Annotated in this window: 23 protein-coding genes; 16 read left to right on the plus strand and 7 right to left on the minus strand. The window is 68.7% G+C overall.

All coding sequences use genetic code 11. The features are described from left to right. Positions 1-6 precede the first annotated feature (6 nt). The 5 genes from BUE30_RS10970 to BUE30_RS10990 all read right to left on the minus strand — a co-directional run bounded on the left by BUE30_RS10970 (position 7) and on the right by BUE30_RS10990 (position 1,656). The gene (locus BUE30_RS10970) at positions 7-231 is read right to left on the minus strand and encodes a hypothetical protein (RefSeq protein WP_073330007.1); all 225 of its coding nucleotides are present in this window, start codon (positions 229-231) and stop codon (positions 7-9) included. Between the two features lie 255 nt (positions 232-486). Further along, the gene (locus BUE30_RS10975) at positions 487-741 is read right to left on the minus strand and encodes a hypothetical protein (protein WP_073330010.1); all 255 of its coding nucleotides are present in this window, start codon (positions 739-741) and stop codon (positions 487-489) included. Continuing rightward, on the minus strand, positions 741-947 hold the full coding sequence (locus tag BUE30_RS10980; RefSeq protein ID WP_073330013.1) for a hypothetical protein: 207 nt from the start codon (positions 945-947) through the stop codon (positions 741-743). The genes BUE30_RS10975 and BUE30_RS10980 overlap by 1 nt, the downstream gene beginning before the upstream one ends. After that, positions 944-1,144 carry a hypothetical protein gene (locus BUE30_RS10985; protein WP_073330016.1) on the minus strand — a complete coding sequence of 67 codons (201 nt, stop codon included), beginning with the start codon at positions 1,142-1,144 and terminating at the stop codon, positions 944-946. The genes BUE30_RS10980 and BUE30_RS10985 overlap by 4 nt, the downstream gene beginning before the upstream one ends. A gap of 251 nt (positions 1,145-1,395) precedes the next feature. Beyond that, the gene (locus BUE30_RS10990) at positions 1,396-1,656 is read right to left on the minus strand and encodes a helix-turn-helix transcriptional regulator (RefSeq protein WP_083601334.1); all 261 of its coding nucleotides are present in this window, start codon (positions 1,654-1,656) and stop codon (positions 1,396-1,398) included. A gap of 84 nt (positions 1,657-1,740) precedes the next feature. On the opposite strand from BUE30_RS10990, the gene BUE30_RS17350 reads away from it, so the two are divergent. Then, positions 1,741-2,055 (plus strand): hypothetical protein, encoded by a 315-nt coding sequence (locus BUE30_RS17350; RefSeq protein WP_083601335.1) that lies wholly within the window; start codon positions 1,741-1,743, stop codon positions 2,053-2,055. Between the two features lie 2 nt (positions 2,056-2,057). Here the strand turns inward: BUE30_RS17350 and BUE30_RS10995 are convergent, their stop codons facing one another. Further along, positions 2,058-2,510 carry a hypothetical protein gene (locus BUE30_RS10995; protein WP_139300532.1) on the minus strand — a complete coding sequence of 151 codons (453 nt, stop codon included), beginning with the start codon at positions 2,508-2,510 and terminating at the stop codon, positions 2,058-2,060. 129 nt (positions 2,511-2,639) lie between these two features. After that, the gene (locus BUE30_RS17535; protein ID WP_139300533.1) at positions 2,640-2,993 is read right to left on the minus strand and encodes a hypothetical protein; all 354 of its coding nucleotides are present in this window, start codon (positions 2,991-2,993) and stop codon (positions 2,640-2,642) included. Between the two features lie 120 nt (positions 2,994-3,113). Here BUE30_RS17535 and BUE30_RS11000 point away from each other — a divergent pair, with 120 nt between their 5' ends. The 15 genes from BUE30_RS11000 to BUE30_RS11065 all read left to right on the plus strand — a co-directional run bounded on the left by BUE30_RS11000 (position 3,114) and on the right by BUE30_RS11065 (position 14,306). After that, the gene (locus tag BUE30_RS11000) at positions 3,114-3,293 is read left to right on the plus strand and encodes a hypothetical protein (protein WP_073330022.1); all 180 of its coding nucleotides are present in this window, start codon (positions 3,114-3,116) and stop codon (positions 3,291-3,293) included. A 298-nt stretch (positions 3,294-3,591) separates the two neighbouring features. Next, positions 3,592-4,299: a class I SAM-dependent methyltransferase gene (locus tag BUE30_RS11005; protein ID WP_212590716.1), complete on the plus strand. Its 708-nt coding sequence runs from the start codon at positions 3,592-3,594 to the stop codon at positions 4,297-4,299. A 104-nt stretch (positions 4,300-4,403) separates the two neighbouring features. Further along, positions 4,404-4,679, plus strand: coding sequence for a DUF2312 domain-containing protein (locus tag BUE30_RS11010; protein ID WP_073330363.1), 276 nt, complete (start codon positions 4,404-4,406; stop codon positions 4,677-4,679). After that, complete coding sequence (locus BUE30_RS11015) at positions 4,679-5,437, plus strand: hypothetical protein (protein WP_139300534.1); 759 nt, start codon at positions 4,679-4,681, stop codon at positions 5,435-5,437. The genes BUE30_RS11010 and BUE30_RS11015 overlap by 1 nt, the downstream gene beginning before the upstream one ends. Next, complete coding sequence (locus BUE30_RS11020; RefSeq protein WP_073330028.1) at positions 5,434-6,018, plus strand: hypothetical protein; 585 nt, start codon at positions 5,434-5,436, stop codon at positions 6,016-6,018. The genes BUE30_RS11015 and BUE30_RS11020 overlap by 4 nt, the downstream gene beginning before the upstream one ends. Further along, positions 5,985-6,674 carry a helix-turn-helix domain-containing protein gene (locus BUE30_RS17540; RefSeq protein ID WP_073330031.1) on the plus strand — a complete coding sequence of 230 codons (690 nt, stop codon included), beginning with the start codon at positions 5,985-5,987 and terminating at the stop codon, positions 6,672-6,674. Before BUE30_RS11020 ends, BUE30_RS17540 begins: the two co-directional genes overlap by 34 nt. Before the next feature lie 25 nt (positions 6,675-6,699). Then, positions 6,700-7,323: a hypothetical protein gene (locus tag BUE30_RS11030; protein WP_083601336.1), complete on the plus strand. Its 624-nt coding sequence runs from the start codon at positions 6,700-6,702 to the stop codon at positions 7,321-7,323. Next, positions 7,320-7,673, plus strand: coding sequence for a hypothetical protein (locus BUE30_RS17545; RefSeq protein ID WP_139300535.1), 354 nt, complete (start codon positions 7,320-7,322; stop codon positions 7,671-7,673). Before BUE30_RS11030 ends, BUE30_RS17545 begins: the two co-directional genes overlap by 4 nt. Continuing rightward, complete coding sequence (gene nusG, locus BUE30_RS11035) at positions 7,670-8,308, plus strand: transcription termination/antitermination protein NusG (RefSeq protein ID WP_073330034.1); 639 nt, start codon at positions 7,670-7,672, stop codon at positions 8,306-8,308. Before BUE30_RS17545 ends, nusG begins: the two co-directional genes overlap by 4 nt. Before the next feature lie 215 nt (positions 8,309-8,523). Next, a complete protein-coding gene (locus tag BUE30_RS11040) occupies positions 8,524-8,859 on the plus strand; it encodes an HNH endonuclease signature motif containing protein (RefSeq protein ID WP_073330037.1) in 336 nt (111 codons plus the stop codon). A gap of 84 nt (positions 8,860-8,943) precedes the next feature. Then, positions 8,944-9,423, plus strand: a complete 480-nt coding sequence (locus tag BUE30_RS11045) for a hypothetical protein (RefSeq protein WP_244526337.1) — start codon at positions 8,944-8,946, stop codon at positions 9,421-9,423. Position 9,424: 1 nt separating this feature from the next. Beyond that, positions 9,425-11,158 carry a terminase large subunit gene (locus BUE30_RS11050; protein WP_244526338.1) on the plus strand — a complete coding sequence of 578 codons (1,734 nt, stop codon included), beginning with the start codon at positions 9,425-9,427 and terminating at the stop codon, positions 11,156-11,158. Further along, entirely contained in the window at positions 11,155-12,384 is a 1,230-nt protein-coding gene (locus BUE30_RS11055; protein ID WP_244526339.1) for a phage portal protein, read from the plus strand. The genes BUE30_RS11050 and BUE30_RS11055 overlap by 4 nt, the downstream gene beginning before the upstream one ends. Before the next feature lie 4 nt (positions 12,385-12,388). Further along, positions 12,389-13,069: an HK97 family phage prohead protease gene (locus tag BUE30_RS11060; protein ID WP_170865632.1), complete on the plus strand. Its 681-nt coding sequence runs from the start codon at positions 12,389-12,391 to the stop codon at positions 13,067-13,069. 40 nt (positions 13,070-13,109) lie between these two features. Next, on the plus strand, positions 13,110-14,306 hold the full coding sequence (locus BUE30_RS11065; RefSeq protein WP_083601337.1) for a phage major capsid protein: 1,197 nt from the start codon (positions 13,110-13,112) through the stop codon (positions 14,304-14,306). The last annotated feature ends 46 nt before the right edge of the window (positions 14,307-14,352 follow it).

The following is a 14,352-nucleotide window of genomic DNA, read 5'->3' on the forward strand; positions in this document are numbered from 1 at the left end:
CGTGGTTCAGCAGGCCGCGCCGCCCGACAGGGCGGCGGCAAGGGTGACGAGGGTGGGGATCAGCACGAGGTAGCAGCTGAGGCGGAGGGCGGCGGCAGCCCCGGCGCGGGGGCGGCGGGCGCGCTCCAGCGCGGGCAGGTCGCGCCAGCCCATGAGGTCGGCCGCGTCGCAGGTCGCCGGGATGCAAGAGAGGATCGCGAGGAGGCAGAGGAGCGTGGCGAGGTCAGGCATCGGGGGCGGCCGGGGCGGGGCAGTAGTGGAAATGGGTGAAGCGCTCGCCGGTCTTGTCGTGATCGGCGATGCTGTGTGCCAACCTCATCGCGTCCTGTCCGAACGTGTTGGGGAGAACGGCCAAGAGCGTTCGCTTCTCGCGCAAAAGACCGAACCAGAACGGACGGGCCTCAACTCGCCAGACTCGAAGCACTTGATGTGCTGCGCGCTGTTCCAGAACGCCTACCCAGCCCTGTTCTATTTCGTGACGGCGCATCACGCCGCGTCCCGCATCAGCAGCGCCAGCGTGGCCTTCGCCTCCAGTTGCGCCGCATAGGTGGTCTCGTGCTGCATCGCCCAGGCGGCGGCCCAGACGGCCATCTCGCGTGGGTGATGCGCGATGTCGGCGAGGATGGCGCGGGCGTGGGCGAGGCGGTCGCGGGCCGGGTCGATGCCGACCGGCGGGAAGGTGAGGGCGTTGTGCGCCGTCAGGATGACGCGCATCTCGTCCGTGTCAGGGGCGATGCACATCACGCCGCCTCCGTACCATCCGCCGGCCCCTCGGGGCGGAGCGGGAAGCCGCGGCGGGCGACGGCGCGGCGGATCTTCGGGATCGCGGCGAGCCGGGCGGCGTCGAGGCTGAAGGGGGCGGAAGGGACCGGCGCGGGCGCCGGCGCGGGGCCGCCGTCGATGACGCGGAACTGCGCGCGGCGGATGTGGGGGAGCAGGGGAATCACTGAACCGCCCCCCGCGCGAGGACCCGGGTCGTCGGCGCCGGGCGGGCGTGGATCAGGCGGGGGTCGGTGGTGTCCCAGAGGCGGCCCCAGCAGTCACCCACGAAGCGCGGGGCCATCCGGGTCGGGCCGTAGGTCGGGATCGGCTCGGCCGCGCCCGGCAGGATCGGGAGCGGCGGGGTCGAGGGGGAAGGAAGCATGTCGGGTCCTCACGGTTTGTGAGGAGGAAGCTACTACGCATTTTGCGTATTGCAAGCGGTAAACTTCGCAAAATGCGTAGTTGTGTCTGGTGGGCTTTCCCGGTCTATGTGGGGGTGTAAGGTGAACATCTGTGCGAGGACGATTCGGGAGAGCGTGTGGACGACGAGCGGAGATTGCAGCTGCTGAAGCTCGCCCGCCATCGATCGGGGCTTCCGCTAGACCTCTGGGAAGAGCTGACCGAGGGGCTGGATCAGAGCGCCCTGGAGATCCTCGTCGGGAGGTCGTCGATCTTTCCGAAGTACAGAAACTCCAGCGGCAGACCATAGGTCGCTCGCAGGGCCTTCGCGGATTGCAGAGACAGGTCGCGCTTTCCGTTCTCGAACGGTCCGTATGTCTGTTCGGTAAGTCCGGCCCGCTCGGCGAAGTCCTTCTTCGACAGGCCGAGTATCTCACGCACGCGCTTGAGGCGCGCAGCCACGGCATCTCGATTGTCTCCAAGCTCTTCCAGCATGGGGAAGTCGTTGCACGATGCTAGATCGCCCGCACTGAACGATTTGCGTATTGCCACGCTACGCAAAATGCGTAGTTTAGCGCCATGAGCGCAGACACTGACATCACCGTTCAAAGCTTCCTCCAGGACGTCGGCAGGAAAGAGTTCGAGACCGAGCTCGGTGTGACGACGCAAGTCGTCAGCCGTGCGGTGAAGTCGAACATCATGCCTGCACACTGGTTCTTCGCAGTCCGCGAGTTCTGCTCAGCGAGGTCGCGGACGGTCCCAGAGCATCTATTTCGCCGGCTCGACACGGTGCAGACCTCGCAGACTTCGCAATCTGCTAAGTCAGATGGTCACCGTGCTGTGATCGATCAAGCGGGGGGCGAACGGCCGCGTCCCGAGGAGGATGCGGCGTGAGGCTATTGCCGATCGCCCAGAGCTGCAGCGGCGCCGCGCGCGCACCGTTCGATTGCCACGATGTCGGCCGGGCTCTCTGCCGCGCAGTGTCCGATGATCAGGTATCGACGCGTGGAATCCTCGTCAGCCCACCGCCGAAGCCCGACCAGCGCAGTCACCTGATTGCCCGTGCATCGCTGGATGAGGTGCCATCGGGGCCAATCATCATCGACGCAGCGCTGAGCAGCCTCGCGTGCCATATCGCCCTCGAGCAGCCAGACGCGCCTGACGGCACGATAGTGTTCTCGTTGGCTGTCCATACAGGTGTCGACGTACCCCTCGTCCGGCCCGAACCGCGCTTCGCAACTGGTGCGCACGCCATCCTCGCCGAAGTCGATGAGGTCGTCGGCTTTCGCGGGTGCTGCGCATGCCAAGGTACAAAATACGGCCTTCATGGCCGTTCCGGTCTTAAGCATCGCACCCTCCCCACCGATGACGCCGCGATGCTGCCCCAGCGGGCCGCGCCGGGCAAGCGGAGGGCGGCCTCGTGATTGTCTCGGTCGCCCTATGCCTTTTCTGCGCCGCCGTTCAGTTAACCGCCATCATCATTCTGCGCGCGCGCGTTCGGTCTCTGCGATGTTCGCTTCAAGAGCATCAGCGAGAGACCGCAGCATTCCGGGAAGAGATGCGGCGCCTTTCGACTCTATCTCTCGATATGGCGCACCGAGCCCTTCATCCGAGACCGGAACAACGGAGGAGAGGTTGATGTGCTGCGAGTGCGCAATCCCCGCGGTCTCTTCACTGAAGCTGACGAAGAACCGCACTTCAAAGCTGTCCGGTGTGGAGGCGCGTGCTTCGTTTACCACCGTGACGTTGCCTTGCCGTTCCTCGGTGCGTGGACGACCGGGGTCGCCTGCCATGAACGTCACGCTTCCGTTCGCAAAACTGCGAATTTCCATGGGTTTTCACCTATTCCCGTACCTGTGGAAACGCGCGGCAGTCGTTGGGATCGGCTGCCGCGCGAACTTCGATGCCGCGATGCTGCCCCAGCGGGACGCGCCGGGCAAGCGGAGGGCAGCATGAGCATTGCACTGCATGTCCTCTCCGCTCTCCTGCTGCTGGTCGCCCTCGTCGTTGCCGCCGCCTTCGGCTACGCGCTTCCTCGCGATGACGAGCGCGCCGCGCCCGGCGCCACGGTCCTGTTCTGCCTGCTCTGCGTCCTCGTCTACGCGTCCCGCCTTCTGCAGGCGCTGGCATGACCGCGCGCCATCTCCTCCCGGCGCGCGGCCCCGGCGGCCGTCCCTTTCCTCCTCCCTCGGGCGGCCGCCCCCCCTTTCAGAACGACAGGGCCGCCCGGCTCTGTCTGCCTCGACTGCCGCGCGGAACCCTCTGGTCCGCGCGGCCCTTTTCTTCCTGTCGCCGCGGCCGGGGGTCAGTCCTTCCCCCAGCAACGGACCACCGGGGGCGCGGTCCGGGCCGCATCGCGAGCGCCCCATCCTCCCTGTTGTCCTCGGCGGCGCCGGTCTCGGCCGGTGCCGCGCTTTTCCGGGGGAAACGGTGACCGGCCGCGCCCCGAACAGCCCCGCCGTCATGGCCCGCAGGATCGAGCCGGCCGACAGCCTCGACTTCTTCCCGACGCCGCCCTGGGCGACGCGCGCCCTCTGCGAGCGGCTCGGCTCGCTCGGCGCGCCGCTGCACCTGCTGCAGGCGTGGGAGCCGGCCTGCGGGCAAGGCGACATGGCCCGGCCGCTGTCGGAGTACTTCGACCGGGTGACCGCAACCGACGTGCACGATCACGGCGGGCCCAGGACGTGGCAGCCGGACGGGATCCGCGACTTCCTCCTCGCGCTCGACACGCCGGACGCGCGGCCGGACTGGATCATCACGAACCCGCCCTTCCGCCTCGCGCGCGAGTTCGCCGAAACGGGGCTCGCACAGGCGCGGGCGGGGGTCGCGCTGCTGGTGCGGACGGCCTTCCTCGAGGGCGGCGAGCGGCTCGAGAAGCTGTTCCGCCCGCATCCGCCCACGCTGATCCTCCAGTTCGCCGAGCGCGTGCCGATGGTGAAGGGCCGGCTCGACGCGAAGGTCAGTTCGGCCACCGCCTATTGCTGGATCGTATGGGACTGCGCCTGGCGCGGTCCGACGCTGTTCGAATGGATCGCCCCCTGCCGCGCCCGTCTGACCCGGCCCGGGGACTACCCCGAGACCCCGGCGGCGCTGGCCCCGGCCCGCGATCACCTGTTCACCCTGCCGGAGGCGCGATGACCGACACCACGATGACCGTGACACTGCCGGACGGGACGGAGTCCGGCCCCTTCACGGCGGATGACCTGAACCGCGCCGCGGCCGGCCTCAAGGGCCGCACGCCGATGCGCGAGACCGATGCCGATCGCGAGGTGCGGGACACCGCCGCCTCCGTCGCCGGCGAGGAGCTGCGCCAGTTCGTCGAGCGATACGAGCGCCTCGCGGCCGAGAAGGCAGACATCGCTGACGCGCAGAAGGAGGTGATGGCCGAGGCCAAGGGCCGGGGCTACGACACCAAAGTCCTCCGCAAGGTGATCGCGCTACGCAAGCGCGACCGCGACGATGTCGCCGAGGAAGAGGCCATCATGGAGATGTACTGCCAAGCGCTGGGAATGCGCTGATGAGCGTCCCGCGCTGGTCCAAAGAGCAGAAGGCGACGCTCACGCGAATGCACCGGCGCGGTGCGACTGCGCCGCAGATCGCGGTGAAGGTGGGCCGGTCCGTCCGGGCCGTCGAGAACCGGCTGACGAAGCTTCGCGCTGAAGGCAAGGCCGGTCGGTCGGGGCGGATCTGGACGGAGGAGGAACGGGCGCGGGGGCTCGCGCTGCTGCGCGATCGCGTGACCCACCCCGAGATCGCGCGGCGCCTCGGCCGTACCGAACGGTCGATCGCGGCCTTCGCCGGGCAGTGCCGAGCGGATGGCAGCCTGTCCTACACGCCCCCCAATAGGGGCCGGCAGGACGAAGCCCTGTTCGAGCGGCTCTGGAGCTGCGGGACGATCTCGATCGCTGAGATCGCAGCTCACTTCGGGATCACCCACCAAGCGGTTTCGCAGCGGGCCCGGACCCGCGGACTGCCGAGCCGGATCCGCAACCGGTCGAACCGCACGATCAAGGATGACGCGGCCTTCACCCGGCTCTGGCTGGAGGGCGTGCCGAAGATCGAGATCGCCGAACGCTTCGGCGTGAGGCTGACCGCGGTGTCGGTCAGGGTCGCGGCTCTCGATCTGCCCCTTCGGGTGGGCTGTTGGCGGGAGCGCTTCCGGGAGCTGCAGGAAGAGGCTGTCGGTGCCCGGATGCGCGAGCTGGCCGCGCGGGAGAATGCGCGCCTTCGGGAACTGGCGGAGCGGCGGGATGACGCGACCGAGGAGGCCGCATGACCCCGAACCTCGACGCCCTCTGGCGCGCCGGCCGCGTCCGGCGCTGGCATATGAACGCGGACCTCTCCTGGACGTCCGACTTCACCGACGGCCATGCGGGCCGCGTCGCGCGGCTGGTACGGGCCCTCGATCCCGAGTGCCGGGCCGAGCTGCTGGCCGCCGCGCTGGCGCATGACGACGGAGAGTATGTCGCCGGGGATCTGGCCCGGCCCGCGAAGGACGCGCTCGACGAGGATGCGGCGGGCGCGCTCGAGCGGCTGGAGGCCGATGCGCGCGGGGCGCTCTGGGGCGTCGACCCCGTGGCGCTGCTGACGGCCGAGGAGCGCGCGCTCCTGCGGCTCTGCGACCTGCTCGACGCGTGGATGTGGGCGAAGGCGCACCTGCCGCCACACGTCCTCGACAGCGGCGCCTGGCGCGCCGACCGCGACCGCATTGCCGCCCTCGCGGGCGAGCTTGGCCTTGTCGCCGTCGGCTCGGTCATCGGGCCGCCCATCACCATCCGCCGGCAAGAGCGTGACACCACCGAGGCAGACGGGGAGGGGACGGCATGTCCGGGCACGGGGCCGACAGAAGCGCCATAACGCCGCGCAGGATCGCCCCCGGTGAATGGGAGGCGCGGCGCTGGGAATGGATGGAGAGCGTACGGCGGGACGCGGGCCTGAGCGCGACCGCGCGCCTCGTCGCGCATGCCCTTGCCCTCGATTATGCGAACCGTGCCACCGGGGAGTGCAATCCCGGCCCGAAGCATATCGGCGTCACGCTCGGCTTCTCAGTCGACACAGCGAAACGCGCCATCGCCGAGCTGGTCGCCGCGGGCTGGATCGTGCGCGAATCGAACGGACCCGGCCGCAGCAACGCCGCCCGGATCAGCTTCCTCAGCCGCGCGCAAGTCATCGAATACAAGGCCGCCGCAGCTGCGAAAAAGGGGGCAACCGTGCACCCATTTCCAGCCCAAAAGGGGGCAGCCGTGCCCCCATTTCAGCGGCCCGAAAAGGGGGCAAATCTGCGTGGGAAAAGGGGGCAAAATTGCCCCCCAAACCATAGTAAAGAACCATATACGCGCGGGCGCGCACGCGAGGCCGTCGATCCCGACGCCAGCGCCCTGTGGTGGGCGGAGCAGATCGAGAGCCGCTCGGCCGTCATTATCCAATCCGTATCCCGCGACATGGTCGCCCGGATCATCGCCCTGGGCCTCCTGACCCCGGCCGAGCTCCGGGCGGCTGGCGTCGCATGCTGAGAAACCCGAAAGCGGAGACCGCCCGATGACCTCGACCCTCCCCGTTCAGACCGATCCCCTGGCACCGCCGGAGCCCCGGCCCGAGACGAACCGCGACCGGGTGCGCCGCCTGCTGCTCGACCCTCTCGGCTTCCGGTTCAGGAAGGGCCACGACGAGGCCGAGGGCCGGCGCTTCCTCGACGGTCTGTGCGACGAGCTGGCCTACATGGGCGACGACCAGCTGGTCGTGCTGCGCCGGATGCTGCAGGTCCATGGCGAGGGGTCGGCCAAGGCCTTCTGGCCCGACCGCCCGACCTTCCTCGGTTTCGCCCACCGGGTGCAGCCGCGCCCGCTGACCGAGGATCCGCTCGTGCTGTCGTGGTTCGGCAGCGTCGAGGGCCCGCGGGCGGAACGGGAGGGCACGCTGGTTGAGACCTTCGGCTACATCGAGGCCCGGCGCGCGCCGCCGGTCTCCGACCAGGCGCGCCGGCTCATCGCCTCCCAGGCGGCCGAGAATGCCCGCCGCCTCGAGGTGCTGGCCGACCGGCGGAAGTGGTCGCACTCGCTCGATCCGGGCGAGGTCGCCTGGGAGGTCTGGTATCTCGACCGCCGCACCATGCTCGCCGACCTCGTGAAGACCGAGCGCGCTCGGAAGGAAGTCCGCCCGTGACCAAGTTCCATTGGAGAAAAGACCCGTTGGGTCTGGGCGGAAAATTCAGCAACGCGGTACGCCGGGAGGCTATGCGCCTGCACGAAACGGCGAGTGAGAACGCACTCTCGGCGGCCGAGATCGACGCCTATTCGCAGGCGCTCTGGGAGATTGGGTGGGCGATCCGGAACGCTCAACCATGGCCGGCCGGGCACGAGTGGTCGCCTAGCCGCGAGGCTGTGGAGATGCTGCAAGCTGCAGCTGACCTAATGGCGGCAGAGCGAAGAGAAGCGCATCCGGCGGGAGACTACCTGCACAGCATCAAGGGTTCGGCTGATGTCGTACCACTTCCGAAAGGCGGTGCGCGATGACCGTTCCCCGGACTCTGCTCGACCTGAAGATCGGCGACGTGGTGCCTGCGGCCCCCGCCGGTCCCGGCCTGATCCTCGACCCCGGCCGGCCGGATCGCTGGTATGCCCTGACCACCCGGCCGCAATGCGAGGCGAAGGCCGAGGCGTGGTTGGAGAAGCGCGGGATCTATGCGTTCCACCCGGTGCTCGAGCGGACCACGGTCGTTCGGGGCCGGCGGCGCACGACGGTCAGCCGCTACGTGCCCGGCTTCGTCTTCGCCCGCTTCCCCGGGCTGCCCCGCGCGCATGAGGTGACGGCCGGGCCGTTCATCATCGATGCCCTCCGGGACTCGCATGGCGGCTGGGGCAAGCTGAACCCGGACGGCCTCCGCCGGCTGCACTCGATGCGGCGCATGGACCAGGCGGCCGAGGATCGTCGCCGCCGCGCCGCCATCCGCTTCGCCGAACGCAACAGGCTGAAGGCCGGGGACACAGCGCTCTTCCGCGCCGGTCCGTTCGCCGGCTTCCACTGCGAGGTAGTGCACCTCCCGGCGGCGGGCGGCCTGTCAGTGCGGCTCGAGATCTTCGGTCGCGAGATGCAGACCGAGGTCGACGAGTGCGACCTCGTCAGGGTCGACCGCGCGAAGAGGGATTGACACGCCGCGAATCGGCCCACTAGGTTCGCGCCCATCGAGCCCTATGCCCGGTGCCGCGTGCGGGATGCACTTCGGCCGGGCGGGTGGGCGGCGCGACCCGGTTCAGACGCCGAGGTCATGAAGGCCTTCATCTCGTCCCGAGCCCCGCCAAGTGCGGGGTTTCGTCGTTTCTGGACCATGGGTCAGAGGCGGAACGTGCAGGCAGAGGGAGAGGAATGGGCCGACTGAAATCGCTCGGCTCGTCCCTCTCCCGGCTCGACGCGCCGCTGACCTACCTACCGAACGACGACCGGGCCGCCCGGCGCAACCCGCTCCGCCACCTCTACGGCACCGCCCGGTGGCGGCGCCTGAGCTGGGACGTCCGTCTCGCCGCTGCCTTCACCTGCGCGATGTGCGGGCGGATTGAGGGCGCGAAGGGCCAGACGGCCGCCGACCATATCGAGCCCCACCGGGGCGACCCCGCGCTGTTCTGGGCGCGGTCGAACCTGCAGTGCCTCTGCAAGCCGTGCCACGACGGCGTCAAGCAGGCGGAGGAGGCGCGGACCCGCTGACCCGGCCGGGGAGGGGGGGGGTGCAAAAGTCCAGGGGGTCACCGGGCCGCGACCGGCGCCCTCCCTCACGCGGAGATTTTTTTCTTGGCTGACGAGAAAATCGTGAACGACATGTTCGGCGTCCCCTGCACGCAGCCCTCAGGGCGGCGTGGGCGGCCGGCGTTCCGGTGGTCCCTCGAAGCCGAAAACCGCGTCCGGCTGGGCCTGGCGCTCGGCCACAAGCCTCTGGCGGTCGCCCATAGCGTGGGGATCAAGTCCATGCCGACGTTCCGGAAATATTTTTCCTCGGCCCTGCAGGAGGCGGCGATGCACCGCGACGCCTTCGAGATCTGGCAGGCCCAGCTGCTGGCCGACCTCGCCAACGCGGGGAACGTCGGCGCGATCAAGGAGCTCCGCCGGATCGCCGAGAAGCGCGATCGGCTCCTCGCCGAAGAGCGGATGCGCGAACTTGGGGACGAGGACGACGACGCGCCGGTTGGCAAGAAGGAGGCGCAACGCCGCGCAGCTCTCGAGCTCGAAAGCGCAGACCCAGACCTGAGACCGGGCGTCTACGGGGCGCATTGACGTGACCGCACCGATCCGCACCGATGCCTGGTCGACAGCCTGCCCCGACTGGGAGGACCGACTGCTGAACGGGCGGTCCATGATCCCCGACCTGCCGCTATTCGATCCGGTGGCCGACAAAGCCTTGCGGCTCTTCAAGCGGCTTCGGGTTCCGGACATGATCGGTCTGCCGACCTACGGTGAGGTCTGCGATGAGTGGGTCTTCGACCTGGTCCGCGCTGTGTTCGGGTCCTACGATCCCGTGTCGCGTCGACGGATGATCCGCGAATTCTTCGTGATGATCCCGAAGAAGAATGCCAAATCGGCGATCGGCGCGGCGATCATCGTCGTCGCCGCGATCATGAACGAGCGACCGGACGGCGAGCTGATCCTGATCTCGGAGACGCAGAACATCGCCGGCATCGCATTCCGCCAGGCGGTCGGCATCATTGACGCTGATCCGAACCTCGCGGCGCTGTTCAAGCCGAATGCCCATCTCAAGCAGATCGAGCATCGCAACAACGGCACCCTGATCCGCATCCTTTCGGCTGACGTGAAGATCGCGACCGGGTCGAAGGCGGGGTTCATCCTGGTCGACGAAAGCCACGTGCTCGGGCACCAGTCGAAGGCGGCGGACGTCTACCTCGAACTTGAGGGCGGTCTCGCGGCGCGGCCGGAGGGCTTCCTCCTGGAGATCACGACGCAGTCGAAGGTTCAGCCGCACGGGGAGTTCAAGCGCCGGCTAGACCGAGCGCGGGCGGTGCGGGACGGCTCGCTCGCGCTGCCCATCCTGGCGGTGCTCTACGAACTGCCAGCCGAGATGCAGCTGGAAGGGGCATGGAAGGACGAGGCGACCTGGGGGCTGGTCAATCCGAACCTCGAGCGTTCAGTCGCACTGGACTACCTACGAGACAAGTTCCTGGCCGCGTCGACCGCAGGTCCCGATGCGATGGCTCTCTTCGCCTCGCAGCACCTGAACGTCGAAATCGGCGTTGGCATGAGGGCCGATAGTTGGATCGGAGCCACGCTCTGGGCCGCTGCCGCAGCGCCCGAGCGTCTCTCGGGCTATGCCGCACTCGAGGCTCTGATCGCAAGGGCAGAGGTCGCGACGGTCGGGATTGACGGCGGCGGGCTCGACGATCTTCTCGGGCTCTGCGTCATGGGGCGAGATCGCGAGACAAAAGACTGGTGGGCTTGGTTCCGGGCATGGGCGCAACCCGAAGTGCTCGAGCGGCGGAAGGAAATCGCGCCCCTTCTGCACACGTTCGAGGCGGATGGCGATCTGACGATTCTTCCGCCGGACCGGCCTGACGGAGATGTGGAGGAGATCGCCGAGATTGTCGGCCGGCTTCTCGACGCGGGACTTTTGCCTGAGAAGGCAGCGGCGGGTCTCGACCCCGCGGGCGTCGCGGCGATCGTCGACGCGCTGGATGAGGTCGGGATCGGAGAGGGGCAGATGGTTGCGATCCCGCAGGGTTACCGGCTGTCGCCCGCGATCTGGGGAATGGAGCGAGCGCTGAAGTCCCGCAAGGTCCGGCACTTCGGACAGCCGATGATGGACTGGGTCCTCGGCAACGCGAAAACCGAGCAGAGGGGGTCGGCCGTGGTGGTCACCAAGGAAGCGGCCGGCAAGGCCAAGATCGACCCGCTCGTCGCCGGGTTCAACGCGTTCCAGCTGATGGCGCGCAATCCCGCGGCCCATGTGACGGGCCGGATCGATGACTACTTCGCGGCGATGCGGGGCGCCGCAGCGTGAGCCTCGCCTCGCGCTTCAAGGCGGCGGCGCTGGCGCTCTGGTCGGGGCCGGCCGAGCCCCTGCCGGTCGCGATGTCCGGCGGCATCACCGCGTCGGGCGAGGTGGTCTCGGACCGCAGTGCCCTGTCGCTCTCGGCCGTATGGGGATGCGTCAACCTGCTGGCCGGGACGGTCGGAACCCTGCCGATCGGCATCCACCGCAAGGGCGCGTCGGGCGAGCGGATCGCGGTGACGGACCATCCGCTCGGGCGCGTGCTCAACGTCAGCCCGAACTTCGACCAGACGGCGGTCGACTTCCTGGAATTCCTCGAGGCTTCGCTGGAGCTCTGGGGCAATGCCTACGCCGAAGTGGAGCGCGACGGGGGCCGGATCGTCGGACTGATGCCGGTCGATCCGCGCCGGGTGCAGACGCGGCGCCTCGACAATGGGTCGATCGAGTATCGCTGGGCGGACGATCGCGGCCGACAGCGCACCCGCCGCGACGGCGAGATGTTCCACGTCAGGGGCTTCGGGGGCAATCCGCTCGGCGGCCTCTCCGTCCTGCAGGTGGCCCGGCAGTCTCTCGGCCTCGCGCAGGCCGTGGAGACCGCGGCGAGCCGGACCTTTCGCAACAGCATTCGCCCGTCCGGGGTGATCACCTTCAAGGAATGGCTGAGCCAGGATCAGCGAAAGGTTGCGCGCGAGGAGCTGCTCGACCAGTTTGCCGGCGCCGCCAATACCGGCAAGCCCTTCATCGCGGAGGGCGGCATGACCTGGCAGCAGCTCTCGATCAACCCGGACGACGCGCAGATGCTCGAGTCGCGGAAGTTCTCGGTCGAGGAAATCTGCCGGTTCTTCGGCGTGCCGCCGCACATGATCGGCCACACCGAGAGCTCGACCTCCTGGGGGACAGGCCTCGAGCAGCAGACGCTGGCCTTCCAGAAGTTCACGCTGCGTCGCCGGCTGAAGCGGATCGAACAGGCGATCGCGAAGCAGCTGCTCAGCGACCAGGACCGCGCCGCCGGCGTCTATGCCGAGTTCAACCTCGAGGGTCTGCTGCGCGCCGACAGCGCCGCGCGCGGCGCCTTCTACGCGACCGGCCTGCAGAACGGCTGGATGACGATCAACGAAGTGCGCGAGCGCGAGAACCTGCCCCCCGTCGAGGGCGGGAACGTGCCGCGCATGCAGGTGCAGAACGTGCCGATCACCGAACCCGTCGCGCTGCGGCGGATCAGCGAAGGAGGCTGAGCCCATGCTGACGAAACAGGCCGCCCCGGTCCTCGAGGTGAAGGAGCTGGGCGAGAGCGGATCGATCGTCGGCTATGCGTCGACCTTCGGCGGCGAGCCGGATTCCTACGGCGACATCATCCAGGCCGGTGCCTATGCCGAGAGCCTCGCCACCCACGCGGCGAAGGGATCCATGCCGAAGCTGTTCTGGCAGCACGACAGCCACGAGCCGATCGGCCGCTGGACCTCGGCGAAAGAGGACGATCACGGCCTGCTCGTCGAGGGCCGGCTGAACATGGACGTGCAGCGCGGCCGCGAGGCGCACGCGCTGCTGAAGGCGGGCGACATCGACGGGCTGTCGATCGGCTACCGGATTGTCGAGTACACGCACAACCGCGAGGACGAGACCTGGCTGCTGACGAAGCTCGACCTCATCGAGGTCTCGGTCGTGTCGGTGCCGGCCAACGTCAACGCCACGGTCGGGGCGGTGAAGGCCGCTCGGCGGGCCGAGGAGATCACGGAAAAGCTCAAGGCTGGGGACCGGCTGACCGAGCGGGAATTCGAGGCGCTGCTCAAGGGGACCTTGGGGCTCTCGAATTCCGAGGCGGAGCGCGCCGCACGCATCCACCTCAAGGGGCAGGGGGAGCCTGCCGAACCTGCGGAGCCGAGGGCGCTGGAATTCCTGCGCGCCATGACCGCGGCCTGATCGGCCGCTCCACCCACTTTTCCTGATGAGGAGGGCTCCCATGCCCAAGGACTTCCAGACGGCCGAGGAGATGGCCGCCCACGTCAAGACCCTGATGACCGAGGCCACCGACAAGGTGCGCGAGATCGCGCAGGACGCGCTCGGCAAGGCCGAAAAGGGCGAGACCCTCGGCTCCTCCGCCAAGGAGGCCGCCGACGAAGCGCTGCTGAAGATGAACGAGCTGCGCGAGCAGGTCTCGGGTCTCGAGCAGAAGATGGCCCGCGGCGGCGCGGGCGGCGCGCCCGAGGAGAAGTCGATCGGGCGCCGCTTCGTCGAGGACGAGGACGTCAAGGCCTGGCTCGACGGGAATCCCACCGCCGGCAAGGCCGAGATGCGGATGAAGGCGACGATCACCACGGCGACCACCGACGCCGACGGCTCGACCGGCGAGGTGATCAACCCGGTGCGGGGGGCCATGCGCCTGCTGCCCGAGCGCCGCCTGACGATCCGTGACCTGCTGCCGCAGGGCCGGATGACCGTCGGCCAGTTCGAGTACCCGCAGGAGACCGGCTTCAACAACAACGCGGCGCCGGTCGCCGAAGGCGCGGTCAAGCCGACCTCCGATCTGCAGCTGGCGATGAAGACGGCGAACGCGCGCGTCATCGCCCACCTGATGAAGGTCTCGCAGCAGGCGCTGTCCGACGTCGAGATGCTGCGCTCGCTCATCGACCAGCGCCTGCTCTACGGCCTCGACTATGCCGAGGAGAACCAGATCCTGAACGGGGACGGCACCGGTCAGAACCTCTCCGGCCTAATGGTCAACTCGACGTCATACGCCGCGCCGCTCACGCTGGGAGATGAGACGTCGATCGACCGGCTGCGCCTAGCCATGCTGCAGGCCGCGCTGACCGAATTCCCGGCGACCGCCCACGTGATGAACCCGATCGACTGGGCGTGGGTCGAGCTGCAGAAGGACACCGACGGCCGCTACATCATCGGCAATCCGCAGGGCTCGATCGCGCCGACGCTCTGGGGGCTGCCGGTGCTCGCCACCCAAGCGATGGCCGTCGACAAGTTCCTGACCGGCGCGTTCGAGAACGCGCAGATTTTCGACGTCTGGGACAGCCGGATCGAGACGGGCTACGTGAACGACGACTTCGCCCGCAACCTCGTCACGCTCCGCGCCGAGAAGCGCTTGGCGCTCGCCGTCTACCGCCCCGAGGGCTTCATCTACGGCGACTTCGGCCGCGTCGCCTGATCCTGCCGGCACGCTGGCGAAGAAGGGCGGGCCCGTGGCCCGCCCT

The sequence above is a fragment of the Wenxinia saemankumensis genome, assembly GCF_900141735.1.
Lineage (GTDB): Bacteria > Pseudomonadota > Alphaproteobacteria > Rhodobacterales > Rhodobacteraceae > Wenxinia > Wenxinia saemankumensis.